Annotated in this window: 19 protein-coding genes, 1 other RNA gene and 1 pseudogene; 8 read left to right on the plus strand and 13 right to left on the minus strand. The window is 69.2% G+C overall.

Going from position 1 to position 24,207, the window contains the following annotated elements; all coding sequences use genetic code 11:
* The 9 genes and pseudogenes from AB4Z46_RS29670 to AB4Z46_RS29710 form a co-directional block, all read right to left on the minus strand.
* A pseudogene (locus tag AB4Z46_RS29670) lies at positions 1–161 on the minus strand (electron transfer flavoprotein subunit beta/FixA family protein); the annotation flags it as partial.
* A gap of 25 nt (positions 162–186) precedes the next feature.
* Entirely contained in the window at positions 187–1,182 is a 996-nt protein-coding gene (locus tag AB4Z46_RS29675) for a Bug family tripartite tricarboxylate transporter substrate binding protein (protein ID WP_442287144.1), read from the minus strand.
* A 39-nt stretch (positions 1,183–1,221) separates the two neighbouring features.
* Positions 1,222–3,162, minus strand: a complete 1,941-nt coding sequence (locus AB4Z46_RS29680; RefSeq protein ID WP_442287145.1) for an acyl-CoA synthetase — start codon at positions 3,160–3,162, stop codon at positions 1,222–1,224.
* Between the two features lie 67 nt (positions 3,163–3,229).
* Positions 3,230–4,228: a Bug family tripartite tricarboxylate transporter substrate binding protein gene (locus tag AB4Z46_RS29685; protein WP_442287146.1), complete on the minus strand. Its 999-nt coding sequence runs from the start codon at positions 4,226–4,228 to the stop codon at positions 3,230–3,232.
* A 19-nt stretch (positions 4,229–4,247) separates the two neighbouring features.
* Complete coding sequence (locus AB4Z46_RS29690) at positions 4,248–5,447, minus strand: CaiB/BaiF CoA transferase family protein (RefSeq protein WP_442287147.1); 1,200 nt, start codon at positions 5,445–5,447, stop codon at positions 4,248–4,250.
* Entirely contained in the window at positions 5,444–6,583 is a 1,140-nt protein-coding gene (locus tag AB4Z46_RS29695) for an acyl-CoA dehydrogenase family protein (RefSeq protein WP_442287148.1), read from the minus strand. Before AB4Z46_RS29695 ends, AB4Z46_RS29690 begins: the two co-directional genes overlap by 4 nt.
* A 10-nt stretch (positions 6,584–6,593) precedes the next feature.
* Positions 6,594–7,802, minus strand: coding sequence for an acyl-CoA dehydrogenase family protein (locus AB4Z46_RS29700; RefSeq protein ID WP_442287149.1), 1,209 nt, complete (start codon positions 7,800–7,802; stop codon positions 6,594–6,596).
* An 8-nt stretch (positions 7,803–7,810) separates the two neighbouring features.
* Entirely contained in the window at positions 7,811–9,001 is a 1,191-nt protein-coding gene (locus AB4Z46_RS29705) for an acetyl-CoA C-acyltransferase (protein WP_442287150.1), read from the minus strand.
* A gap of 29 nt (positions 9,002–9,030) precedes the next feature.
* A complete protein-coding gene (locus AB4Z46_RS29710) occupies positions 9,031–11,160 on the minus strand; it encodes a 3-hydroxyacyl-CoA dehydrogenase NAD-binding domain-containing protein (protein ID WP_442287151.1) in 2,130 nt (709 codons plus the stop codon).
* A gap of 132 nt (positions 11,161–11,292) precedes the next feature.
* On the opposite strand from AB4Z46_RS29710, the gene AB4Z46_RS29715 reads away from it, so the two are divergent.
* The 6 genes from AB4Z46_RS29715 (at position 11,293) to AB4Z46_RS29740 (ending at position 17,434) form a co-directional block, all read left to right on the plus strand.
* A complete protein-coding gene (locus tag AB4Z46_RS29715) occupies positions 11,293–12,210 on the plus strand; it encodes a LysR family transcriptional regulator (protein WP_442287152.1) in 918 nt (305 codons plus the stop codon).
* A complete protein-coding gene (pyrC, locus tag AB4Z46_RS29720; protein WP_442287153.1) occupies positions 12,207–13,247 on the plus strand; it encodes a dihydroorotase in 1,041 nt (346 codons plus the stop codon). The genes AB4Z46_RS29715 and pyrC overlap by 4 nt, the downstream gene beginning before the upstream one ends.
* A 28-nt stretch (positions 13,248–13,275) precedes the next feature.
* Entirely contained in the window at positions 13,276–14,052 is a 777-nt protein-coding gene (locus AB4Z46_RS29725) for an NYN domain-containing protein (RefSeq protein ID WP_442287154.1), read from the plus strand.
* Complete coding sequence (locus AB4Z46_RS29730; protein WP_442287155.1) at positions 14,049–14,858, plus strand: DUF3025 domain-containing protein; 810 nt, start codon at positions 14,049–14,051, stop codon at positions 14,856–14,858. Before AB4Z46_RS29725 ends, AB4Z46_RS29730 begins: the two co-directional genes overlap by 4 nt.
* A gap of 54 nt (positions 14,859–14,912) precedes the next feature.
* Positions 14,913–15,788, plus strand: coding sequence for a protease HtpX (gene htpX / locus AB4Z46_RS29735; RefSeq protein ID WP_442287156.1), 876 nt, complete (start codon positions 14,913–14,915; stop codon positions 15,786–15,788).
* A gap of 182 nt (positions 15,789–15,970) precedes the next feature.
* Complete coding sequence (locus AB4Z46_RS29740) at positions 15,971–17,434, plus strand: amino acid permease (RefSeq protein ID WP_442287157.1); 1,464 nt, start codon at positions 15,971–15,973, stop codon at positions 17,432–17,434.
* Here AB4Z46_RS29740 and AB4Z46_RS29745 read toward each other — a convergent pair.
* Both AB4Z46_RS29745 and cysK read right to left on the minus strand, forming a co-directional pair.
* A complete protein-coding gene (locus AB4Z46_RS29745) occupies positions 17,332–19,008 on the minus strand; it encodes an NAD(P)/FAD-dependent oxidoreductase (RefSeq protein ID WP_442287158.1) in 1,677 nt (558 codons plus the stop codon). The genes AB4Z46_RS29740 and AB4Z46_RS29745 overlap by 103 nt on opposite strands.
* Positions 19,009–19,132: 124 nt before the next feature.
* Positions 19,133–20,053: a cysteine synthase A gene (gene cysK, locus AB4Z46_RS29750; protein WP_442287159.1), complete on the minus strand. Its 921-nt coding sequence runs from the start codon at positions 20,051–20,053 to the stop codon at positions 19,133–19,135.
* A 67-nt stretch (positions 20,054–20,120) separates the two neighbouring features.
* Between cysK and rnpB the strand changes: the two genes are divergently transcribed.
* Positions 20,121–20,457: RNase P RNA component class A (gene rnpB, locus AB4Z46_RS29755), an RNA gene on the plus strand.
* A gap of 6 nt (positions 20,458–20,463) precedes the next feature.
* Here rnpB and AB4Z46_RS29760 read toward each other — a convergent pair.
* On the minus strand, positions 20,464–21,171 hold the full coding sequence (locus AB4Z46_RS29760) for an RNA pseudouridine synthase (RefSeq protein ID WP_442287160.1): 708 nt from the start codon (positions 21,169–21,171) through the stop codon (positions 20,464–20,466).
* Positions 21,168–22,814: an MBL fold metallo-hydrolase gene (locus tag AB4Z46_RS29765; protein ID WP_442287161.1), complete on the minus strand. Its 1,647-nt coding sequence runs from the start codon at positions 22,812–22,814 to the stop codon at positions 21,168–21,170. Before AB4Z46_RS29765 ends, AB4Z46_RS29760 begins: the two co-directional genes overlap by 4 nt.
* A gap of 127 nt (positions 22,815–22,941) precedes the next feature.
* On the opposite strand from AB4Z46_RS29765, the gene AB4Z46_RS29770 reads away from it, so the two are divergent.
* Positions 22,942–23,946: a Bug family tripartite tricarboxylate transporter substrate binding protein gene (locus AB4Z46_RS29770; RefSeq protein ID WP_442287162.1), complete on the plus strand. Its 1,005-nt coding sequence runs from the start codon at positions 22,942–22,944 to the stop codon at positions 23,944–23,946.
* Positions 23,947–24,207: the final 261 nt, after the last annotated feature.

Raw genomic sequence — 24,207 nt, forward strand, 5'->3', positions numbered from 1 at the left:
ACGCCCTTTTCCTTCAGGCGCACCGCCTCTTCGACCGCGATCTCGTCGAAGGGGTTCATGCTCATCTTCACGTTGGCAATGTCGACGCCGGTGCCGTCAGACTTGACACGCACCTTGACGTTGTAGTCGACGACCCGCTTGACGGGGACCAGGATCTTCATGGGGGTTGCTCCTTCGGTTCTGGAATTACTCGAGCTTGGCGCCCGATTGCTTGATCAGGCGTTCCCAGACCGGGCGCTCCTGCTTGTAGGCGGCCGCGAAGGCCTCGGGCGAGCTGTCCTTGATCTCGAAGCCCATCGCCGCGACCTTCGCCTGCACGTCGGGCTGCTGGGTCGCCTTGCGCACTTCGTCGGCGAGGCGTTGCACGATGGGCTTGGGCGTCTTGGCCGGCACCGCGATGGCGAGCCAGCCGGTGACACGGTAGGCCTCGTCCTTGAGGCCCTGCTCGGCCAGGGTCGGCACGTCGGGCAGCGTGCTCATGCGGCGCTCGCCGGTCACGCCGATCGCCTTGAGCTTGCCGGCCTCGATGTGCGGCTTGGCCACCAGCGCGCTGGCATAGGCCATCTGGATCTGGCCGCCGATCAGGTCCTGCAGCATCGGCGCCTCGCCCTTGTAGGCCACGTGGTTCATGTCGGCCTGCTGCGTCAGGCTCATGTGGGCGCCGGCCAGGTGCGGGTAGGCGCCCACGCCGTAGGAGCCGTAGGCCACCTTGCCCTTGTTCGCGCTCACGTACTTGAGCAGCTCGGGGCCGGTCTTGGCCGGCACGCTCGGATGCACGACCAGCACCAGCGGCGCCATCGCGATCTGGTAGACCAGCGTGAGGTCGCGCTGCGCGTCGTAGGGCAGCTTCTCGTACAGGAACTGGTTGGTCATGAGCGAATTGCTCAGCGACAGCACGATGGTGTAGCCGTCCGGTGCGGCCTTGGCGACCGCGTCGGTGCCGATGATGCCGGCCGCGCCAGGCTTGTTGTCGATGATCACGGGCTGGCCCAGGCCGGCCGCCATCTTCTCGCCGATCACGCGCGCCAGCACGTCGGTGGCGCCGCCGGCTGCGAAGGGCACGACCATCTTGATCGGCTTGGTCGGATAGGTCTGCGCCTGGGCGGGCGCGAGGGCGCACAGCGCGGCAGCCGAGGCGGCTGCGCAAAGCCATGTGCGGCGGTTCGAGGGGTGGGGGTTCATGGGGTGTCTCCCGTTCGTTGCTTGAGAAATGTGGGGGGTCTATTGCAGGACGACCTGCGTCTTGAAGGGCAGCCGGCCCAGCGCCTGCTGCAATTGCTGCTGCAGCGCTTCGGCCTGCGGTCCGGTGGCCGACGCGTCGACGATCACCTTGAGCGCGCTGTCGCCGTCGGCCTGCACCTGCGGCCGGGCCGCGGCGGCGAGGCCCATGGCGGCGCAGGCCTCCTCGACCAGCACCGCAGCCACCTGGCGCGCGGCCAGCGCGCGCAGTTCGGGCTTGTAGATCTTGCCGACGTTGGTCATCGGCATGCTCTCGATCACGGTCACCGAGCGCGGCTTGGCCGGCGCCTCGTCGACCCGTTCGGCCGTGAAGGCCAGCAGCTCGGCCTCGGTCGCCCACGCGCCCGGCACCAGCGTCGCGAACACCACCGGGAGCTCGCCGGCATAGGCGTCCGGTGCACCGACCGCGGCGCAGAGCTGGACCGCCGGATGGGCGCCGAGCGCATCCTCGATCACCTTGGGATCGATGTTGTGGCCGCTGCGGATGATCAGGTCCTTCGAGCGGCCGCTGAGGTTGAGCCGCCCCTCGCCGTCGATCCATCCGAGGTCGCCGGTGGCGAGCCAGCCGTCGGCCGTGAAGGCCTTCGCGTTGTCGGCCGGATCGACGAAGCCCGAGAACAGGTTGGGCGACTTGAACAGCACCATGCCCTGCTCGCCGGGCGGCAGCTCGCGCTCGCTGGCATTGCCCTGCTCGTCGAGCGCCACGATGCGCAGTTGCGAATAGGGCAGGCGGAAGCCGACGCAGCCCGCGGGTCCAACCACGCCCGGTGGCGTGATGGTCGAGATGCCCGCCATTTCGGTCATGCCCAGGCTCTCGTGCACGTGCAGGCCGAACAGGCGCTCGAAGCGCGCGGCGAGTTCCGGCGCCAGCACCGCGGCGCCGGTGCGGCAGTAGTTGATCGAGGAGATGTCGGCGCCGGCCAGCGGCACGTTGGCCAGTGCCGCGAGCACGGTGGGCACCGCCGACAGCGAGGTCGGCCGGTATTTCTCGACCAGCCGCCAGTAATTGGCCAGCACCTCCTTGTTGCGCAGCAGCGCGGTGGTCGGGATGATCACCTCGACGCCGGCCGACAGCGAGGCCAGCGAAGCCGGCAGCACGCCGGCCACATGGAACAGCGGATAGCCGTTGATCGAGACGTCGTTCGGTCCCTGGCCCGCGAGCTTCACGCTGGCCCAGGCGGTGAACACCTGCGCGCCGTGGCTGTGGCGCGCCAGCTTGGGTGCGCCGGTCGTGCCGCCGGTGTGGAAGTAGGCGGCGATGTCGGAGGCCGCGATGTCGCGCCCGCTCACCAGGCGGTCGTCCGGTTCGGCCGCGCGCAGGGCGGCGAAGTCGGCCACGCCCTCGGGCAGGGCGCCGGCGCTGCCCGGCGCCTCGTCGTGCGGCGCCACCCGCAGCACCGTCGTGAGCGTGGGCACCTGGCCGCGCAGGCGCATCGCCTTGGACCACATGCCGGACTCGGCGTCCGAGCCGTAGGCGATCAGCACCTTGGCGCGGCCCGCCGTCATCAGCGAGACCAGCTTCTCGTCGGTCAAGAGCGGATTGAGCGGCTGCACGATGGCGGCCGCGGCGCCGCCCCACAGCGCCAGGTGGTACTCGAGGCAGCCCGGCAGCAGCACGGCCACCGCGTCCCCGGGGCCGACGCCGAGCCGGTGCAGCAGGTTCGCCGTCCGGTGGATGCCGGCCAGCAGTTCGGCAAAGGACCAGCGGATCGGTTCGTYGGCCGGATCGGCCGTGCGCAGGAAGGTCAGCGCGGTCTTGTCGCCGAAGGCCGCGCCGGCGTTGCGGAAGATCTCGTAGGTGCTGCGGACCGTGAGCGCTTCCGACAACGGGACGGCCTCGAGACGACGGATGTCCTCGAGGCTGCGGATCGGAAACGATGCGCTGAAGGGCGCTGCGGCCCGGGGTTCGCTGCTGGGGCTCATGGCTGCCGTCTCCTGGTGTCGTTGTCGTCGAATCATGCGCCGGGTCCGGTGCCGGCGACTGAGGGACCTACTGGTTCTTGATGTTGTTGTCGCGGATCACCTTGCCCCAGCGCTCGTAGTCCTGGCGCATGCGCTGGCCCATCTGCTCGGGCGTCTGGAAGGCGGCGAAGGTGCCGACACCTTCGAGCTTCTGCTGCACCTCCTTGTCGGCCAGCGCCTTCTGCAGCTCGGCATTCAGGCGGGCGATCACGTCCTTGGGCGTCCCGGCCGGGGCCAGCATACCGCCCCACGAGGTGGCGTCGAAACCGGGGAAGCCTTGTTCGGCCACGGTCTTCACGTCGGGCAGCAGGCTCAGCCGCTTGGACGAGCCGACCGCGATGGCGCGCAGCGCGCCCGAGCGGATGTGCGGCAGCACCGCGATCAGGTCCGAGAACATCATCGGCACCTGGCCGCCGATCAGGTCGGTCACGGCCGGCGCACTGCCGCGGTAGGGCACGTGCTGCATGTCGAAGCGGCCGGCGGTCTTGAGCATCTCGGTCGTCAGGTGGCCGAAGCTGCCGTTGCCGGCGGTCGTGTAGTTCAGCTTGCCGCCGTCGGCCTTGGCCCTGGCGATCAGCTCCGGCAGTCCCGTGACCTCGGGCATCGCCTTGGGGTTCACGACCATCACGATCGGCAGGTCGTAGGTGGTGCCGACCGGCGTGAAGTTCTTGAAGATGTCGTAGCTGGTGGGGCCGTAGAGGTGGCCCGCCAGCAGCGTCGGCGTGGCCAGCATCACGAGCGTGTAGCCGTCGGGTGCCGCCTTGGCCGCGGTGGCCGCGCCGATGGTGCCCGAAGCGCCGCCGCGGTTGTCGATCAGCACCGGCTGCTTGAGCCCGAGCGCCATCTTCTGGCCGATGATGCGGGTCGCGACATCGGTCGGGCCGCCGGCCGGGAAGGGCACGATGATGGTGATCGGCTTGGCCGGAAAGGCCTGGGCGAAAGCCGTGCCTGCGAGGAGCGGCAGTGCGAGGGCAAGCAGGGCGCGGCGCGCGGGGTTGCGGATGGAGGAGGGAAGGCGCAAGGACATCGGGTTCGGTTCGATGGCGTCAGAGGACGCCGTTGGATTTCAGTTGGGAGAGCTTGTCGTCGGACAGCCCGAGCAGCGACTGCAGCACCTCGTGCGTGCCTTCGCCGAGCTGCGGCGGCGCATTGCGCACCGGCAGCCGCTCGCCGTCGAAGCGATAGGGCGGCGCCAGCACGTTGACCTTGCCGGCCACCGGATGCGGCTGCGTGGTCACGAGTCCGGCATCGGTCGCGCGCTTCGAATTGAGCGCTTCGAGCAGGCCGAGCACCTCGCCGCAAGGGATGCCCGAACGGGTCAGCTGGTCGAGCAGGGCGCGGCGCTTGCGCTTGCCGAGCTCGCGGTTGATCTCGGGCATCAGCGCCTCGCGGTTCGCCGAGCGCAGGATGTTGGTCTTGAAGCGCTCGTCGGCCGCCAGGTCGGGCCGCTCGATCACCTCGGCGCAGAAGCGCGCGAACTGGCTGTTGTTGCCGACCGTGATCACCAGCGGGCCGTCCTCGGCGTCGAACACGCCGTAGGGCACGATCGACGGATGGGCATTGCCGTAGCGCGGCGGGTCCTCGCCCAGCAGCAGCGCCTCGAGGCCGTAGTAGGCCGTGATCATCAGGCCGCAGTCGAACAGCGCCATCTCGACATGGCGGCCGCGGCCGGTCTTCTGGCGTTCGAACAGGGCCGCGAGGATGGCCTGCGCCGAGTACATGCCGGTGAACAGGTCGACCGCCGCGACGCCGAACTTCAGCGGCGGCTGGTGGGCCTCGCCGTTGAGCGCCATCAGGCCGGCCTCGCCCTGCACGACCAGGTCGTAGCCGGGGCGCGCGGCCTCGGGGCCGGTGCGGTCGTAGCCCGAGATCGAGCAGTAGACCAGGCCCGGGTTGATCTCTCGCAGCGCCTCGTAGCCGAGGCCGAGCTTGTCGATGCCGCCGAACTTGAAGTTCTGGATCAGCACGTCGCTCTTCTTCGCCAGTTCGCGCACGATCTCCTGGCCTTCCGGCGTCTGCAGGTCGATGCCGATCGAGCGCTTGTTGCGGTTGACGCTGTTGAAGTAGGCGGTCTCGGTGTTGCCGACGCGCAGGCCCCAGTCGCGCGTGTCGTCGCCGCGCGCCGGATGCTCGACCTTGATCACTTCGGCGCCGAAGTCCGCGAGCACCATGCCGCACCAGGGGCCGGCGAGGATGCGCGAGAGGTCGAGCACGCGGACGCCCGCGAGCGGAAGGGCGCCGTTCATCGGGTGGCCTCCTTGCCGAGTGCGATGTAGCGCTGCAGGTGGTGGTCCTCGTCGCCCAGTTCATGGTCGATCATCACGAGGCGCTTGGCGTAGTGGGCCAGCGGCAGTTCCCAGGTCATGCCGATGCCGCCGTGCAGCTGGATGCTCTCCTCGGCGACGAGCGTGCCGATGCGGCCGATGCTGAACTTGGCCGCCGACAGCGCGCGCTCGCGCGTGACGCGGTCGGCATCGATCGCCGCCGCCGCGTTGATCACGGCCGAGCGCGCCTGCTCGATCTCCAGCAGCAGGTCGGCCATGCGGTGCTGCAGCGCCTGGAAGCTGCCGATCAGCAGGCCGAACTGCTTGCGCGTGCGCAGGTACTCGAGGGTGGCGGTCTTGGCCGCTTCCATGGCGCCGAGCGATTCGGCGCAAAGGGCCAGCAGGCCGCGCCCGATGGCACGCTCGAGCGTGGCGTGGCCCTGGCCTTCGATGCCGAGCAGGGCGTCGGCGCCGAGCTTGACCTGGTCGAAGGCGAGCTCGGCCACGCGGCCGCCGTCGATGGCCGGGCAGTCGCGCAGCGCGAGGCCCGGCGTCTTCGCCGGCACCAGGAACAGCGAGATGCCGGCCTCGTCGTCGACCGCGCCCGAGGTGCGGGCCGAGACCACGAACAGCTGCGCCTGCGCGCCTTGCGCAACGACCGCCTTGGCGCCGTTCAGCACCCAGCCGTCGCCGCTGCGTTCGGCGCGCGTCTGCAGGCGCGCGAGCTCGTAGTGGCCCTGCGGCTCGTCGTGCGCGAGCGCCGCGAGGGTGGTGCCGCCGATGATCTCGGCCAGCAGGCCCTTCTGCGCCGCGTCGCCCGCGGCCGAGATCGCCTCGCCGGCCATCACGGCGCCCAGCAGCGGTTCGACCACCAGGCCGCGGCCCAGCGCCTCGAAGACCACGGCGATGTCGAAGCCGGCGCCGCCGAAGCCGCCATCGGCCTCGCTGAACAGCGCGCCGATCACGCCGAGTTCGGCGAACTGGCGCCAGATGTCGGGGCTGAAGCCTTGCGGCGACTTCGCGATGCGGTCGCGCGTCTCGAAGGCGTACTGCTCGGCGATGAAGCGGTTCAGGCTGTCGGCGAGCATGCGCCGGTCTTCGGTGTGTTCGAAGTTCATGGCTTTACCTTCAGAGGCCGAGAATCATCTTGGAAATGATGTTCTTCTGGATTTCATTCGAGCCGCCGAAGATCGACAGCTTGCGGTTGTTGAAATAGCGCGCCGCCGCAGGGGCCGCATACGCGGGGCCGAACGGAACGCCGTCGAAGCCTTCCTCCAGCGCCTCGGCCACGAAGGGCCGGGCATACGGGCCCATCGCGCGCCGCGCCAGCGAGGAGATCTCCTGGCGGATCTCGGTGCCGCGGATCTTGAGCATCGAGCTCTCGGCGCCCGGCACGCCACCGCCGGCCACGGCCGCGATCACGCGCAGATTCGTGGTCTTCATGTTTTCCAGATCGATCTCGACGCGCGCCATGCGGGCGGCGAAAGCCGGGTCTTCGGCAAGCGGCCGACCGTTTTTCGTCTGCTTCGCGGCGATCGCCTTGAGCTGCTCCATCGCGGCCACCGAGAAGCCGACGCCGGCGATGTTGGTGCGCTCGTAGGTCAGCAGGAACTTGGCGCAGGTCCAGCCCTTGTCTTCCTCGCCGACCAGGTTCTCGGCCGGCACGCGCACGTCGGAGAAGAACACCTCGTTGACCTCGTGCTCGCCGTCGAGCGTGATGATCGGGCGCACCTCGACGCCGGGCGACTTCATGTCGATCAGGAGGAAGCTGATGCCCTCCTGCTTCTTGGCTTCGCGGTTGGTGCGCACCAGGCAGAAGATCATGTCGGCGTGCTGGCCCAGCGTGGTCCAGGTCTTCTGGCCGTTGACGACGTAGTGGTCGCCCTGGGCGTCGACGCCGCGCACGGCCTGTGTCTTGACCGAGGCCAGGTCGGAACCCGCGCCGGGCTCCGAGTAGCCCTGGCACCACCAGTCGGAGCCGTCGAGGATGCGCGGCAGCCAGTGGCGCTTCTGCGCTTCGTTGCCGTACTTGATCAGCACCGGGCCGAGCATGTTGACGCCGAAGGGCACGATGCGCGGCGCATGGGCCAGCGCGCATTCGTTCTCGAAGATGAACTTCTCGACCGCGGTCCAGCCCGGGCCGCCGTACTGTTCGGGCCAGTGGTTCGCGAGCCAGCCGCGGGCGTTGAGGATGGCGTGCCATTCCTGCATGTCGGCCTTGGACAGATGCTTGCCGGTGGCGACCTGGGTCGAAAGGCGAGCGGGCAGCTTGTCGGCCAGGAAGGCGCGCACCTCGCTGCGGAAGGCTTCTTCTTCGGGGGTGAAATTCAGGTCCATGGCAAGTCTCAGTAGATTTCGAACAGGCCTGCCGCGCCCATCCCGCCGGCAATGCACATCGTCACCACCGCGTACCTGGCGCCGCGGCGCTTGCCTTCGATCAGCACGTGGCCGGCGAGCCGAGCGCCGGTCATGCCGAACGGATGGCCGATGGAGATCGCGCCGCCGTCGACGTTGAGCCGCTCGGACGGAATGCCCAGCTTCTCTTGGCAGTAGATCGACTGCGAGGCGAAAGCCTCGTTGAGCTCCCACAGGTCGATGTCGTCGACCTTGAGGCCGTGGCGCGCCAGCAGCTTGGGCACCGCGAACACCGGGCCGATGCCCATCTCGTCGGGCTCGCAGCCGGCCACGGCCAGCCCGCGGAAGGCACCGAGCGGCTGGAGGTTGGCGCGCTCGGCGTCCTTGGCTTCCATCAGAACGCAGGCCGAGGCGCCGTCCGACAGCTGCGAGGCGTTGCCGGCGGTGACGAACTTGTCCTCGCCCATCACCGGCTTCAGCTTGGCGAGCGCCTCGTAGGTGGTGCCGCGGCGGTTGCAGTTGTCTTCCGTGGCGGTGACTTCTCGGTAGCTGACCTCCTTGGTGTCCTTGTCGGTCACGGCCATGGTGGTCGTGCACGCCACGATTTCTTCCTTGTAGCGGCCGGCGAGCTGCGCCTCCTCGGTCTTGCGCTGACTCTCGGCCGAGAAGCGGTCCTGCGCTTCGCGGCTGATGTCGTAGCGCTTGGCGACGACGTCGGCGGTATCGATCATGGCCATGTACAGATCGGGCTTGTGCGCGAGGATCCACGGGTCGAGCGTCGTGTCGCCTCCGTCGCTGGGGCTGCGGCCACGGATCTGCGAGATGCTCTCGACGCCGCCGGCGATCATTGCCGGCGCGCCGTCGACCACGATGCGGCCCGCCGCCATCGCGATCGCCTGCAGGCCCGAGGCGCAGAAGCGGTTGACCGTGGTGCCGGCGATCGAGATCGGCAGGCCGGCGCGGATGACGCTCTGGCGCGCGATGTTGCGGCCGGTCGTGCCTTCGGGGTAGCCGCAGCCGAGGATCGCGTCCTCGATCAGGGACGGATCGAGCCCCGAGCGCTCGACCGCGGCGCGCACCGCGAAGGCGGCCAGCGTGGCGCCGGAGGTGATGTTGAATTCGCCGCGGTGCGCCTTGGTGAGCGGGGTGCGGGCGGTGGAAACGATGACGGCTTCGCGCATGGCGTGTCTCCTGGAATGGGCTTGGGCGTTTACTCGGATTTGTTCAGGCTGGCGAAATCGGCACCGCGTTCGACCAGCTCGACCAAGAGCGGCGAGGGCTTCCAGAACACCGGGTCCTGCTTGGCGAATTCCTGGATGTCGGCCAGCACCTTCGGCAGGCCCACCATGTCGGCGTACTTCATCGGGCCGCCGCGGAAGCGCGGGAAGCCGTAGCCGTAGAGGAAGGTGACGTCGACGTCGAGCGGCCGCAGCGCGATGCGCTGGTGCACGACGTTGGCGCCCTCGTTGATCATCGCGGCCATGTAGCGGCGCATGATTTCGTCATCCGTGAAGGTGCGCGGCGCGACGCCGGCGCGCTGGCGCTCGGCACCGATGATCGCCAGCACTTCAGGGTCGGGCTGGCCGGTGCGTGCGCCCTCGGGGTAGAGGTAGTAGCCGCGCTGGGTCTTCTGGCCGAACCAGCCGCGCTCGCAGATGCGGTCGGCCACCTGCACGTAGCGCGCCTTGGGGTCGCGCGTGGCGGCCTTGCGCTTGCGCGTGGCCCAGCCGATGTCGCCGCCGGCCAGGTCGGCCACCTGGAACGGGCCCATCGGGTAGCCGAAGTCGCGCACCGCCTGGTCGATCTGATAGGGCGAGGCGCCGTCCTCCATCATGTGGTCGGCCGCCTGGCGATAGACCGCGAGGATGCGGTTGCCGATGAAGCCGTCGCAGACGCCGGCGCGCACCGGCACCTTCTTGAGCTTCTTCGCGAGCTCGAAGCCGGTCGCGACCACGTCGGCGCTGACCTTGGCGGGCACCACGATCTCGAGCAGCTTCATGATGTTGGCCGGCGAGAAGAAGTGCAGGCCCACCACGTCGCCGGGGCGCGAGATGCTGGCGGCGATCTGGTCGATGTCGAGGTAGGAGGTGTTGGTCGCCAGCACGGCGCCGGGCTTGCAGACCCGGTCGAGTTCGGCGAAGACGGCCTTCTTGACGTCCATCTCCTCGAACACGGCCTCGACCACGATGTCGACCTGCGCCAGGGCGTCGTAGGCGGTCGAGCCCGAGAAGCGCGCCATCACGGCGGCCTTGGCTTCGGGCGTCATGCGGCCCTTCTGGATCAGGCCGTCGTAGACCTTCTCGACGTGGGCGCGGCCGCGCGCCAGGCTGGGCTCGTCGCGCTCGATCATCGTGACCGGCATGCCGGCGTCGAGCATCGCCACCGCGATACCGGCACCCATGGTGCCGCCGCCGACGATGCCGGCGGTGTTCAGCGGGCGCGGCTGGGCGGCCTTGGTCTCGGGCGCCTTCAGCACTTCGCGCTCGGCGAAGAAGGCGTGGATCAGGCCGGCGCGCTGCGGGCTGTCGATGCACTGCAGGAACAGCTGGCGTTCCAGCGCCATGCCGTCGGCGAAAGGTTGCGTCAGCGCGGCCCCCACGGCCTCGATGATCTTCAGCGGCGAGAACAGGCCGCGGCTCTTCTTGGCGGTGTCGGTGCGCGCGGCTTCGAGCGCGGCGCGGCTGGCTTCGGTGTCGGCCAGCGCCTGCGCATCGCGCGTGCGGCGCACGGGCGCCTTGGCGGCGGCCAGTTCCTGGGCGTAGGCGAGGCCCGGGGCCAGGGCCTCGCCGCCTTCGGCCAGCCGGTCGATCAGGCCCAGCGCCAGCGCTTCCTTGGCGCTGGCGTGGCGGCCGCTGAGGATCAGGTCGAGCGCGGCCTTGGCGCCGATCAGGCGCGGCGCACGCTGGGTGCCGCCCGAGCCGGGCAGCAGGCCCAGCGCGACTTCGGGCAGGCCGAGCTTGGCCGAGCCCACCGCCAGGCGGTAGTGCGCCGACAGCGCGATCTCCAGACCGCCCCCGAGGGCTGCGCCCTGGATCGCGGCCACCACGGGCTTGCTGCAGTTCTCGATGGCTGCGCACACCTCGGGCAGCGAGGGCGGCTGCGGCGTCTGGCCGAACTCGCGAATGTCGGCGCCGGCGATGAAGTTGCGCCCCGCGCCCACGATCAGCACCGCCTTGGCGCCGTCGTCGGCCTCGGCCGCGGCGATTGCCGCCGCCAGCCCGCGCCGGACGTCGACGCCGAGCGCGTTCACCGGGGGATTGTCGATCGTGACGACCAGCACATCGGCTTGGCGCTCGAAGCGCACAGGCACGGACGAAGGAAGGGTGGGAGATGCGGCCATGGTGATTGGTCTCCGTGAGCGAACCGGAACGGTTCCTTGAGGGTGAACCCGGCATTCTTGATCCGGCCCACGGCTTTGACAATTGCATTGCTGGTTGACAGACTGTCAAAGCATTTTTGACAAAATAGCCCCATGGACCTGCAATCGCTGACCCTGCTTGTCGAAATCCTCGACGCCGGCAACCTGAGTGCCGCCGCGCGCCGCCTCAACATGAGCCGCGCCAACGTGAGCTACCACCTGAACCAGCTCGAACGCTCGGTCGGTGCGCAGCTGGTGCGGCGCACCACGCGGCGGGCCGAGGCGACCGAGATCGGCCTGCGGCTGTACCAGCACGGCCTCGCGATCCAGGGCGAGCTGCTGGCGGCGAAAGAGTCGGTGACCACGCTGGGCCAGGGGCTGCAGGGCCGCGTGCGGCTCAGCGTGCCCAGCGGCTACGGCCAGCTCGTGATGTCCGGCTGGCTGATCGAGTTCAAGCACCAGTACCCGGGCATCGTGCTCGACGTGCTGTTCGAGAACCGCATCGAGGACCTGCTGCGCGACGAGGTCGACATCGCGATCCGTGTCATGGCCGAGCCGCCCCAGAACCTGGTGGCGCGCGAGCTCGGTCCGGTGCGCTACGTGGCTTGCGCATCGCGCGGCTACGCCGAGGCCCACGCCCTGCCGACCCAGCTCGACCAGTTGCAGGGTGCGCCGGTCGTGACCTCGGCGGTGATCGGCCGGCAGCTGCGCGTGTCGGCCTACCAGGGCGAGGAGCGGCGCGAGGTGATCCTCGAGCCGACGCTGATCTCGGAGAACTTCCTGTTCCTGCGCCAGGCCGTTCTTGCGGGCCTGGGCATCGGGCTGGTGCCCGACTACGTGGTGCAGGACGATCTGCGCCGCGGCGAGGTCGTGACCACCCTCGACGACTGGCGGCTCAGCATCTTCGGCACCCAGATGTTCATGCTCTACATGCCGAACCGCCAGCACACGCGGGTGGCGCGGACCTTCATCGATTTCATCCTCGAGCGGGCGCGCGGCACGGCGGACACGATGGGACAATCCGTCCCATGACAAGCCCCGCCGACACCCTCACCCTCACCCGCCCCGACGACTGGCATCTCCACGTGCGCGATGGCGCCGCGCTCCAGGCCGTGGTGCCGCACTCGGCGCGCCAGTTCGGCCGCGCGCTGATCATGCCCAACCTGCGCCCGCCGGTGACCACCGCTCAGCAGGCGCTGGACTACCGCGCCCGGATCCTCGAGGCGGTGCCGGCCGGCCTGCGCTTCGAGCCCGTCATGTCGCTCTACCTGACCGACAAGCTGCCGCCCGAAGAGATCGAACGCGCGGCGGCGGCCGGGGTTCGCGCGCTGAAGCTCTACCCCGCCGGCGCCACCACCAACAGCGACGCCGGCGTGACCGACATCAAGAAGGCCTACGCCACGCTCGAGGCGATGCAGAAGCACGGCCTGCTGCTGCTGGTGCATGGCGAGGTGACCGACCCGGCGGTCGACCTGTTCGACCGCGAGGCAGTGTTCATCGACCGCGTGATGATCCCGCTGCGGCGCGACTTCCCCGAGCTGAAGGTGGTGTTCGAGCACCTGACCACGAAGGAGGGCGCCCACTACGTGCGCGACGCGAGCCGCTTCACGGCCGCCACCATCACCGCGCACCATCTGCTCTACAACCGCAACGCGCTCTTCACCGGCGGCATCCGGCCGCACTACTACTGCCTGCCCGTGCTCAAGCGCGAGACCCACCGCGTCGCGCTGGTCGAAGCGGCCACCAGCGGCAGCGACCGCTTCTTCCTCGGCACCGACAGCGCGCCGCATCCCGCGCAGCTGAAGGAACACGCGCTGGGCTGCGCCGGCTGCTACACCGCGCTGACCGCGCTCGAGCTGTATGCCGAGGCCTTCGACAGCGCCGGCGCGCTCGACAAGCTCGAGGGCTTCGCCAGCTTCCACGGCGCGGATTTCTACGGCCTCCCGCGCAACACCGACCGCGTCACGCTGCGGCGCGAAAGCTGGACCGTGCCCGAGACCGTGCCCTATGGCGATGCGACCCTGAAGCCCCTGCGCGGCGGCGAGACCGTGGCCTGGAGGCTCGCATGACCGCAGTGCGCAGCGCGAGGGTTTTCCAATGAACGGCGCCCCGCGCGTGATGCTGCTGGTCGACGCCGACAACGTGTCGTCCGATGTCATCGAACAGGCCGTGGAGCGCACCCTGGCCGAGCACGGCGCCGTCCACGTGCGCCGCGCCTACTGCAATGCAGAGACGGCGCTCAAGCAGCAGGCGCTCTTCAAGCGGCTGTCGATGCGGCCGATGGTCAATCTGTCGGCCGGCAAGAACAGCACCGACATCGCGCTCGCGGTCGATGCCATCGACCTGGTGGTCGCGGAGCGGCCCGACATCGTCGTGCTGGTGTCCTCCGATTCCGACTTCGCGCCGCTGGTGATCCGGCTGCGCGAGAAGGGCTGCCGCGTCTGCGGCATCGGCCAGCAGGGCAAGACCGGCGACGAGACCGTGGCCGTGTACGACAGCTTCGTCGACCTGCAGCACCATCCGGCTCCGAAGGAGACCAAGGCCCGTGCGGCGGCGGTGGCCAAGCCGGCCGCCAAGCCGGCCGCCAAGCGCGCCGCGCGCGCCCCCCGGCGCACCAAGGCCGAGGCGCCCGCGCCGGCCCCGCGCGCACCGGCGCTGCCCGACGACGTGCTGCGCATCCTCGACGCGGTGGCCGAGCTCGGCATGGGCAACAAAGTCGAGCTCAATGTCGCCGCCGAGCGGTTGCGCGCGGCGAAGCTGCTCGGCAAGAGCGCGAGCTCGCCGAAGCTGTTCAAGAAATACCCCGAGCTGTTCATGCTGACACCCGAGAAGACGCCGAACAAGGTGCAGTACGTCGGCCCGATGCCGGCGTGAATCCGGTGGCCGGCGGCCCGGCCGTCGACGCCTCGCCGCCCTGGCTGGCGGCCCTTGCGCCGTGCGCGCAACGGGTGGCCGCAAGGACCGCGGCAGGCGACAGCGTGGCCCATGCGCTGTCGGCCGAGCCGGTGGCCATCGAACTGCCCGCGGGGCCGTTGCGCTTCGTGCCCGGCGACAGCGCGGCGCCGGGCGAGGCCTACGAGGCCTTCATCTTCCGCACCGCCTGCGTGCCGACGCGCGACAACCTGCACGATCTTCTCAATGGCCTGGCCTGGCTGCACTTTCCGCGTGCCAAGCGCCGCCTGAACGAATTGCAGGCCGCCGAGATCGCGCGCACCGGCATCGGCGGCACGCGGGGCCCGCTGCGCGATGCGCTGACCCTCTTCGACGAGAACGGCGCCGTGCTCGACGCGCCGCCGGCGCTGTGGGAGGCACTGGTCGCCCGCGACTGGCGGCAACTCTTCGTCACGCGGCGCAGCCTGTGGCGCGAAGCGCGGCTGCTGGTGTTCGGCCACGCGCTGCTCGAAAAACTGCACACGCCCCGCAAGGCGGCCACGGCGCATGTGCTGCTGCCGTCGGGTGCGAACCCCTCGCTCCCGATCACCGACGCTTCGATCGCGGCCGCCCTGGACGCCGGGCACCTCGCCACCAAGCCCTTCGTGCCGCTGCCGGTGCTCGGCGTGCCCGGCTGGTGGTCACCAAACGAGAACTTTTCCTTCTATGATGACTCGGAGGTTTTTCGACCTCGCAGGGTCCAACAACCAAAGCCAACCAAACCGGCCCTGCAGGGTGGTTCCGCTTGAAGCGGGCCGGCCCGTCCCCATCTGTACACGTCGTTTCCCCACGGAGAATCCAACTTGAAACGCATCCTTCTGTTTGTCCTGACCAACGTCATGGTGGTCGCCGTCCTGGGCGTGGTCGCCAGCCTGCTCGGCGTCAACCGCTTCCTCACGCCCAACGGACTCAACCTCGGGTCGCTGCTGGGCTTCGCGCTGATCATGGGCTTCGGCGGCGCGATCATCTCGCTGCTCATCAGCAAGCCGATGGCCAAGTGGTCGGCCGGCGTGCGGATCATCAATGACCCGCAATCGCCCGACGAGGCCTGGATCGTGCAGACCGTGCGCAACTTCGCCGACAAGGCCGGCATCGGCATGCCCGAGGTCGGCATCTTCGAGGGCGACCCAAATGCCTTCGCCACCGGCGCGTTCAAGAACTCCGCGCTGGTTGCCGTCTCGACCGGCCTGCTGCAGAACATGACGCGCGAAGAGGTCGAGGCCGTGATCGGCCACGAAGTGGCGCACGTGGCCAACGGGGACATGGTCACGATGACCCTGATCCAGGGCGTGATGAACACCTTCGTCGTGTTCCTGTCGCGCGTGATCGGCTATGCGGTCGACAGCTTCCTGCGCCGCAACGACGAGCGCTCGTCCGGGCCCGGCATCGGCTACTTCGTGACCACCATCGTGCTCGACATCGTGCTCGGCTTCGCCGCCGCGATCGTGGTGGCCTGGTTCTCGCGCCAGCGCGAATACCGCGCCGACGCCGGCGCCGCCCAGCTCATGGGCCGCAAGCAGCCGATGATGAACGCGCTGGCCCGCCTCGGCGGCCTGACGCCCGGCGAACTGCCGAAGTCGGTCGAGGCCATGGGCATCACGGGCAAGCTCGGCAGCTTGTTCGCGACGCACCCGCCGATCGAGCAGCGGATCGCGGCACTGCAGAACTCGCAGGTCTGAGACGCTCGCGCTCAGCAAGAAGCCGCCTTCGGGCGGCTTTTTTGCGTCAGACGATTCCGTATCTTCTTCCGCCCTGGCTGATTCCGAGGTTTGCCCGATCCAGACGCAGCGATAGCTCTTAGGGTCGCGCCTGCGCCATCCCGCCTCGGGTTGGGCGACAGAGAAAACCAGGGAGACAAGCCATGAAATCGACCGAGCATTTCCAACGTGTCGTCGCGCAAGAAGAAGGCCTGCGGCGCACCTTGACCGGGGCGCAGATGGCGATGATCGCCATCGGTGGCGCCATCGGCACCGGACTTTTCATGGGCAGCGGTTTCGCCATCGGCTTCGCCGGTCCCAGCGTCATCCTCAGCTACGCCGTCGGGGCGGTGATCGCGCTGCTGCTGATGGGCTGCCTGGCCGAGATGACCGTGGCCCATCCCACGCCCGGCTCTTTCGGCGCCTTCGCCGACTACTACGTGAGCCCGTGGGCCGGTTTCCTGCTGCGCTATGCCTACTGGGCCGCGATCGTGCTGGCCATCGGCACCGAGGTCACCGCGGTCGCGATCTACATGCAGTACTGGTTCCCAGCCTCGCCGGCCTGGGTCTGGATCCTGGTCTTCGCGGGCGGCCTGGTCTTCGTCAATGCGCTCAGCGTGAACGTCTTCGGCTTCGTCGAATACTGGTTCTGCGTCGTCAAGATCGCCGCCATCGTGGCCTTCATCCTGATCGGTGCCCATGTCGTGTACGGTGCGCCGGCCGACGGCGCGATCGGCTTCAAGAACTATGCGGATCACGGCGGCTTCTTCCCCAAGGGCGTGTGGGGAACCTGGGTCGCCGTGATCGTCGCGATCTTCAGCTACCTGAGCATCGAGATGATCGCGGTCGCGGCAGGCGAAGCCAAGGAGCCCGAGAAGGCCGTGACCAGCGCGTTCCGCAGCGCGATGGTGCGGCTGGTCGTGTTCTACCTGCTGACGCTGGCGCTGATGCTGGCCATCGTCCCCTGGACCGAGGCCAGCAATGGCAAGAGCCCGTTCGTTCAGGCCATGGAGGCGGTGCGCATCCCGGGTGCGGCCCACATCATCAACTTCGTCGTGCTGATCGCGGCGCTGTCGGCCATGAACAGCCAGCTCTACATCACGACCCGGATGATGTTCAGCCTGTCGCGCGGCGGCTATGCCTCGCCACGGCTGGGCGCGCTCAACGCCCAGGGGGTGCCGGTGAATGCGCTGGGCCTGTCGTGCTTCGGCATCGCGGTCGCGGGCGCGCTCAGCGTGGTCTACAAGGAGGCGTCGTTCATGTTGATGATGGCGGTCTCGATGTTCGGCGCGCTGTTCACCTGGATGATGATCTTCGTCACGCACTTCTTCTTCCGCCGCCGCTGGAGCCGGGACGGCAATCCGCGGGTGGCATTCCAGATGTGGGCTTTTCCGTATCTGACGCTGCTCGGCGCCGGGCTCATGCTGGCCATCATGGTGACGACGCTGTTCACCGCCGAGTTCAAGGCCACGATGCGGACCGGCATCCCCTTCCTGCTGCTGCTGTCGGCAATCTACGGCTTGTTCTACCGTGCCGGCCGCAAGGATGAAGAGCCCGCGACGCTGCGCGCCACCGCCTCCGCGACCTTGATGCCGTCCACGCCCGCCGACAGGATCCCGCCCGCATAGCTTGCGCCTTCGCCGGCCGGGTACAGGCCGCGCACGTTGAGGCTCTGGAGGTCCTCGCCGCGCGTGATCCGGATCGGCGACGAGGTGCGGGTCTCGACGCCGGTCAGCACCGCGTCGTGCAGGTCGAAGCCCTTGATCTTGCGGCCGAAGGCCGGGAAGGCCTCGCGCATGGCCTCGATCGCGTAGCCGGGCAGCGCGGCGTGCAGGTCGCCCGGCGTCACGCCCGGCTTGTACGAGGGCAGGACGCTGCCGAGCGCCGTGGAGGGCCGGCCCGCGATGAAGTCGCCGACCAGCTGTGCCGGCGCGCGGTAGTCGCCACCACCGAGCACGAAGGCGTTCGATTCCAGCGCGCGCTGCAGTTCGATGCCGGCCAGTGGCGAACCGGTGCGGCCTTCGCCCCAGCCCGGAAAGTCGCCGGGCTCGATGCCCACCACGATGCCCGCGTTGGCGTTGCGCTCGTTGCGCGAATACTGGCTCATGCCGTTGGTCACGACGCGGCCCGGCTCGCTGGTCGCGGCCACCACGGTGCCGCCCGGGCACATGCAGAAGCTGTAGACCGAGCGGCCGTTGCTCGCGTGGTGCACCAGCTTGTAGTCGGCCGCGCCCAAGAGCGGATGGCCGGCATGGCGGCCCCAGCGCGCGCGGTCGATCAGGCCTTGCGGATGCTCGACACGGAAGCCGATCGAGAAGGGCTTGGCCTCGATGTGCACGCCGCGCGCGTGCAGCATCTCGAAGCTGTCGCGCGAACTGTGGCCCAGCGCCATCACGACGTGGTCGGCGCGCAGCTCGCTGGTCTGGCCGGTGCGTTGGTCGAGCACGACCAGGCCGCGCAGGTGTTTGCCATCCGGCCCATCCTCGATCAGCACGTCACTCACGCGCTGCTCGAAGCGGATCTCGCCGCCCAGCGCCGTGATCTGCTCGCGCATGTGCTCCACCACCTTCACCAGCTTGAAGGTGCCGATGTGCGGGTGCGCCACGTAGAGGATCTCGGGCGGCGCGCCGGCCTTGACGAACTCCTCCATCACCTTGCGGCCGAGGAAGCGCGGGTCCTTGATCTGGCTGTAGAGCTTGCCGTCGGAGAAGGTGCCGGCGCCGCCCTCGCCGAACTGCACGTTCGACTCCGGGTTCAGCACGCTCTTGCGCCACAGGCCCCAGGTGTCCCTGGTGCGCTGGCGCACGGTCTTGCCGCGCTCGATCACGATCGGCTTGAAGCCCATCTGGGCCAGCAGCAGCGCGCAGAAGATGCCGCAGGGGCCGAAGCCCACCACCACGGGCCGCAGCGGCAGCTCGGCCGGCGCCTGCGCCGGGGCGTGCCACGCCATGTCGGGCGTCGGGCCGATGCGCGGGTTCTCCGCGAACTTCGCCACCAGGCTGGCCTCCAGCGCGGGGTCGGACAGCGTCACGTCGACGATGTAGACCTGCAGCAGGTCGGCCTTGCGGGCGTCGAAGCTGCGCTTGAAGACGGTGTGGCCGGCCAGGGCCCCGATGGCGATGCCGAGGGTGGAGGCGATGGCCTGGGGCAGTGCCGCCTCGTCGTGGGCGAGCGGCAGTTTGATTTCAGAGATTCTCAGCATGTCGTGGGCTTGTGTTTATCAAGCAGGGCTGCCGATTATCGCCATGCTGGCCGGGCGCCGTTTCCAGCCAATTGGGGACAGGGCAAGAACGGCTGCGCAGTTTGTCGGCCTGTCCCGCAATGTCTCACGAGGGCAGGAATCCGTCGACCGACAGGTAGCGCTCGCCGGTGTCGTAGTTGAAGCCCAGGACCACCGCGTCGGCGGCCAGGGAGGGCAGTTTCTGCGCGATCGCGGCCAGGGTGGCGCCGGACGAAATCCCGACCAGCATGCCTTCCTCGCGCGCACAGCGGCGCGCCATCTCGCGTGCCGGCTCGGCGTCGACCTGAACGACGCCGTCGAGCAGGTCGGTGTCGAGATTCTTCGGGATGAAGCCGGCGCCGATGCCCTGGATCGGATGCGGCGCGGGCTGGCCGCCGGAGATCACCGGCGAGGCCACCGGTTCGACCGCGAAGACCTTGAGCTTCGGCCACTTCTTCTTGAGCACGCGGGCGCAGCCGGTGATGTGGCCGCCGGTGCCCACGCCGGTGATCAGCACGTCGATGCCGTCCGGGAAATCGGCCGCGATCTCCTCGGCCGTGGTGCGCACGTGCACGTCCACGTTGGCCGGGTTGTCGAACTGCTGCGGCATCCAGGCGCCGGGCGTGGCGGCGACGATCTCCTCGGCCCGTGCGATCGAGCCCTTCATGCCCTTCTCGCGCGGCGTCAGGTCGAAGCTGGCGCCGTAGGCCAGCATCAGGCGGCGGCGCTCGATCGACATGCTGTCGGGCATCACCAGCACCAGCTTGTAGCCCTTGACCGCCGCCACCATTGCCAGGCCGATGCCGGTGTTGCCGGAAGTCGGCTCGACGATGGTGCCGCCGGGCTTGAGCGCGCCCGAGCGCTCGGCATCCTCGACCATCGACAGTGCGATGCGGTCCTTGATCGAGCCGCCCGGGTTGGCGCGCTCCGACTTGATCCAGACCTGCTGCGTCGCCTGGCCGAACAGGCGCTGGATGCGCACATGCGGCGTGTTGCCGATGGTTTGGAGGATGGTGTCTGCTTTCATGCGGTCTCCTTGGGGCTGGCCCCGGCTGAACGAAAAGGGAGCGCCATTGTGGCGATAATCGACGGGTGAAGCGCGCCGGACCGCCGCTGGTGCAAGTCTCGAAAGAGCGCACTGGAGGAACGTCCGGACTGCACAGGACAGCGCAGGAGCTAACGGCTCCCCATCGCGAGGTGAGGATCAGAGCAACAGAGACGAGTCGGCCGGGGGCAACCCCGGTCGGGTGAAACGGGCAATCTCTGCGCGCAGCAACACCAAGTAGGCCAGCGTCGATGTGGTTCCGCAGAGCTGGCGGGTAGGTGGCATCGAGCCGTTTGGCGACAAACGGCCCAGAGTAATGGCGGTCACGCTGGGGCCTCGCAAGAGGCTTCAGTGCACAGAATCCGGCTTACAGGCGCGCTTCACACTTTTCTTCAGAAACGTTCGTTGGGCGTCAGGTAGCGCCACTGGCCGGCGAGCAGGCCCGACAGCGGCACGCGGCCGATGCGGATGCGCTTCATGGCCAGGATCTGCAGGCCGGCATCGTCGCAGATGTGGGCGATCTGGCCCAGGCGGGCGCCCTTGAGGGCGAAGCGCAGGCCGGTGTGGCCTTCGGCCTGCTGGCCGATGCTGACGCGCGCCGGCGAGCGCTCCAGGCGGGCCAGGGTTTCGGGGCCGACCGGTCCGGACACGTCGACCATGACCTCGTGTTCGATGATGCCCGCGTCTTCCTGCAGCTTGCGCTCGACCCGGAATTCCTGCGTGAACACCACCAGGCCGCTGGCGCCGGTCTCGAGCGGCGTCATGCAGCGCTGCGCCGCCACGTGGCGCGGCAGGAAGCGCAGGCCGGCACGCTCGGGCTCGTGATGGTTGGCGGCCAGCAGCAGCCGGTGCGCGTGGTCGGTCGGCATGCCGGCGGGCTTGTGCAGCAGCAGCGTGACCGGCACCACCGGCTCGGGCCGCGCGCCGGCCTCGATCTCGACCTGCTGGTGCGCCAGCACGCGCGATTGCGGCAGCAGCACCGGCTCGCCATCGACGCGCACCGCGCCGTTCTCGATCAGGAGCTCGGCCTCGCGCCGCGAACAGCCTGCCAATGCCGCCACCCGCTTGGCCAGCCGGATGCCTTCGTCCGCATCCTTCATGGCTTGGCCGTCTGTCGTATGCGTTCGACGTGCGCCGCCAGCGAACGCGCGGCCACCGGCCACATGCGCTCGGGGACGTCGTCGTAGGCCAGCGGCAGCCATTCCTCGGGCGTGCCCTCGGGCCGCTGGCGCATCACGGCGGCGATCTTGGCTTCGCGCCGCAGGCGGTGCGCCTTCAGGTGGGCGATGGCCGCGCGGGCCTCGCCCAGCACGTAGCCGTGCGCGGGCAGGATGAAGCCGACGCCGCCTTCGGCGCAGGCGGCGTCGAGCTTGTCGAGCGAGTCGAGGTAGGCGTTCATGTTGCCGTCCGGCGGATCGACCACGGTGGTGCTGCCGTTCAGGATGTGGTCGCCCGAGAACAGCAGGCCGTCTTCCTCGAGCACCAGGCACAGGTGGTTGGCCGCGTGGCCGGGCGTGTGGATCACGCGCAGCGTGTGGGCGGCCAGCTCCAGGCGCTCACCGTCCTGCAGCACGCGGTCGGGCGTGAAGCGGGCGCTGGAGCGCGCGGTCGGCGCCGACGGGATGCCGAGGATCGGCGGCGGGCTCTTGCACAGCTGCTGCAGCGGCAGGGCGCCGGGCGAGTGGTCGGCGTGCGAATGGGTGCAGACGATCAGGCGGATGTCGCCATCGGTCGCCCGCCACAGCCGGCCGATGTGGTCGGCGTCGTTCGGCCCCGGGTCGATCACGATGTAGCCGCTTGCCGCATCGCCCACGATGTAGCTGTTGGTGCCGGGGCCGGTCATCGCGCCCGGATTGGGCGCGGTCAGGCGCTGCACGTTCTTCAGCAGCGGCACCGCGCGCTCGCTCTGCCAGTCGAGCGCGTGGACGATCTGGCCGTCGGGGCTGACCAGCGCGAGTTCGCCGAACGGCGACTCGGATTCCATGTAGCGGGCTTCCTTTCCGGCCAGCCAGCCCGCGCGCGGGCAGCTGGTCCACAGCGGGCCTTCGCCTCCCTGGCGGTGGGCGCAGGCGTCGAGCACCGCGGCGACCGTCGGGTAGGCGGCCAGCCGCTCGAGCGTGCGCACGGTCGGGAAGATCATGAAGAAGCTGCCCGCCGCATGGCGCGCCAGCGCATCGGCCGGCCTGACCCAGCAGGGTTCGAACTGCTCGGTCTCGTCGGCCGTCGGCGTCTGTCCCTCGGGCATGGGGGCCACCAGGAAAGGCACGTCGAAGCGCTTGGGCAGGTCGCGGTCGGTGATCCAGTGCGCGAAGGTGAACACCTTGTCGGTCGACAGGCGCAGGCCGCGCGATGCGCACTGGTCGGCGAAGGCGACGGTGGTGCTGGCGGTGCTGCGGTCCATGGCCGCGACTTCCTCGGCACTCACCGGGCGACCGTCCGGATGGTGGGCCAGCAGCACGCCGAGCTCCTCGAAGCTTTCGCGGATCGCGGCGATCGCCTGGGTGAGCTGGGCCTCGCCCTGGGTGGGGCGGCGCGTCGCGATGGCGCGCGCGGTGGTGTCGCCCTCGTCGATGCGACCGCCCGGGAACACATAGGCGCCGGGCGCGAAGCTGGCGCTGGCGGAGCGCCGGGTCATCAGTACCTCGATGCCTTCGGGCGTGTCGCGCAGCAGCAGCACGGTCGCGGCGGCGCGCACGGGCGCCGGTTCGCGCTGGGGGTGGAGCAATTGGGTGGGGCGTACCATGGGTCGCGATTATCGGGAGATCGGCGAGCCCGCGTGAAAAGGGGGGCGTCGCTGCATAAGCTTCTACACGATTCGTGATGAGCAAAGCGCCACAATTCGGCCTGCTCATCCGTCACCAGAGATCGCCATGCCCAGCTCTTTTTCCGGCCCCCTGCGCCACCTCGCCGCATGGTCGGCGCTCGCCCTCTGGGCCGTTGCGCCGGTCGCTTCCGCCCAGCCGGACTGGCCGCACCAGCCGATCACGATGATCATGGGCTTCCCGGCCGGCTCGGGCGTCGACGTGGTGGCGCGCGCCATCCAGGAGCCGCTGCAGCAGAAGCTCGGCCAGCCGGTGGTGATCGACTACAAGTCCGGTGCCGCCGGCAACATCGCGAGCGAATACGTGGCGCGCGCGAGGCCCGACGGCTACACGCTGGCCTTCGGCACCGCGGCCACGCACGGCAGCAATGCGGCGCTCTACAAGAAGCTGCCCTTCGATGTCGAGGCCGACTTCATCCCGGTGGCGCCGGTGCTCGATGTCTCGAACGTGCTCACGATCAACCCGGACGTGATCAACGTGAAGACCTTGAAGGAATTCGTCGAGCTCGTGAAGGCCCATCCGGGCAAGTACAACTACGCCTCCACCGGCAACGGCGCCGGCACGCACATGGCCTTCGCGGAGTTCAACGCGCGCCTGGGGCTGGACATGGTGCACGTGCCCTACAAGGGCGGCCCGGAGGCGATCACCTCGGTGGTGCGCGGCGAGACCTGCTGCATCATGAACCAGGTGCAGACCGTGCTGCCGCAGTACAAGGCCGGCAAGGTGCGGCTGCTGGCCGTCACCACGGCCAAGCCGGTGGCCGCCATCAAGGAGGTGCCGACCATCGCCTCCAGCGGGATCCCGGGCGCCCAGGGCTTCGACAGCTCGATCTGGTTCGGCATCTTCGCGCCCAAGGGCACCGACCCGCGCGTCGTCGACAAGCTCAACGCCGCCGTCGCCGCGGTGCTCGAGCAGCCCGAATTGCGCGAACGCTTCGAGAGCCAGGGCAACACGGTGCGCATCGAGTCGCCGGCACAGTTCAAGCAGACCGTCCACGCCAACCGCGTGAAGTGGGCCGAGGTCGCCAAGGCGGCGAACATCAATATAGATTGAGCTCGCCCCCAGGTTGCCCCGCACTTCGTGTCGGGGCGCCCACCCCCTGCCGGGGGCAACACCAGCGGCCCGGCAAAGCCGGTTCCGCGGTGTTCCACCAACGGGCCTGGCTGCGCCGGCCGGGGAAAGAAAAACAAGCGCTGTGCCTGTTCTTCGGCTGCGCGCAGCGCGCCTGTTCGTGGGCAGCCGTGGAACCGGCTTTGCCGGGCCACTGGCTGCGCCCCCGGTAGGGGGTGGGCGGGCTACACGAAGTGAGCCCAA

This window comes from Variovorax sp. M-6, from assembly GCF_052114385.1.
GTDB lineage: Bacteria > Pseudomonadota > Gammaproteobacteria > Burkholderiales > Burkholderiaceae_C > Variovorax.

Coding starts and splice junctions, on each gene's coding strand:
- AB4Z46_RS29695 (WP_442287148.1), bottom strand. CDS start 6,583: ATGAACTTCGAACACACCGAAGACCGGCGCATGCTCGCCGACAGCCTG.
- AB4Z46_RS29675 (WP_442287144.1), bottom strand. CDS start 1,182: ATGAACCCCCACCCCTCGAACCGCCGCACATGGCTTTGCGCAGCCGCC.
- AB4Z46_RS29765 (WP_442287161.1), bottom strand. CDS start 22,814: ATGGTACGCCCCACCCAATTGCTCCACCCCCAGCGCGAACCGGCGCCC.
- AB4Z46_RS29745 (WP_442287158.1), bottom strand. CDS start 19,008: ATGCTGAGAATCTCTGAAATCAAACTGCCGCTCGCCCACGACGAGGCG.
- AB4Z46_RS29700 (WP_442287149.1), bottom strand. CDS start 7,802: ATGGACCTGAATTTCACCCCCGAAGAAGAAGCCTTCCGCAGCGAGGTG.
- AB4Z46_RS29685 (WP_442287146.1), bottom strand. CDS start 4,228: ATGTCCTTGCGCCTTCCCTCCTCCATCCGCAACCCCGCGCGCCGCGCC.
- AB4Z46_RS29715 (WP_442287152.1), top strand. CDS start 11,293: ATGGACCTGCAATCGCTGACCCTGCTTGTCGAAATCCTCGACGCCGGC.
- AB4Z46_RS29725 (WP_442287154.1), top strand. CDS start 13,276: ATGAACGGCGCCCCGCGCGTGATGCTGCTGGTCGACGCCGACAACGTG.
- AB4Z46_RS29710 (WP_442287151.1), bottom strand. CDS start 11,160: ATGGCCGCATCTCCCACCCTTCCTTCGTCCGTGCCTGTGCGCTTCGAG.
- AB4Z46_RS29770 (WP_442287162.1), top strand. CDS start 22,942: ATGCCCAGCTCTTTTTCCGGCCCCCTGCGCCACCTCGCCGCATGGTCG.
- AB4Z46_RS29740 (WP_442287157.1), top strand. CDS start 15,971: ATGAAATCGACCGAGCATTTCCAACGTGTCGTCGCGCAAGAAGAAGGC.
- AB4Z46_RS29690 (WP_442287147.1), bottom strand. CDS start 5,447: ATGAACGGCGCCCTTCCGCTCGCGGGCGTCCGCGTGCTCGACCTCTCG.
- AB4Z46_RS29760 (WP_442287160.1), bottom strand. CDS start 21,171: ATGAAGGATGCGGACGAAGGCATCCGGCTGGCCAAGCGGGTGGCGGCA.
- pyrC (WP_442287153.1), top strand. CDS start 12,207: ATGACAAGCCCCGCCGACACCCTCACCCTCACCCGCCCCGACGACTGG.
- cysK (WP_442287159.1), bottom strand. CDS start 20,053: ATGAAAGCAGACACCATCCTCCAAACCATCGGCAACACGCCGCATGTG.
- AB4Z46_RS29705 (WP_442287150.1), bottom strand. CDS start 9,001: ATGCGCGAAGCCGTCATCGTTTCCACCGCCCGCACCCCGCTCACCAAG.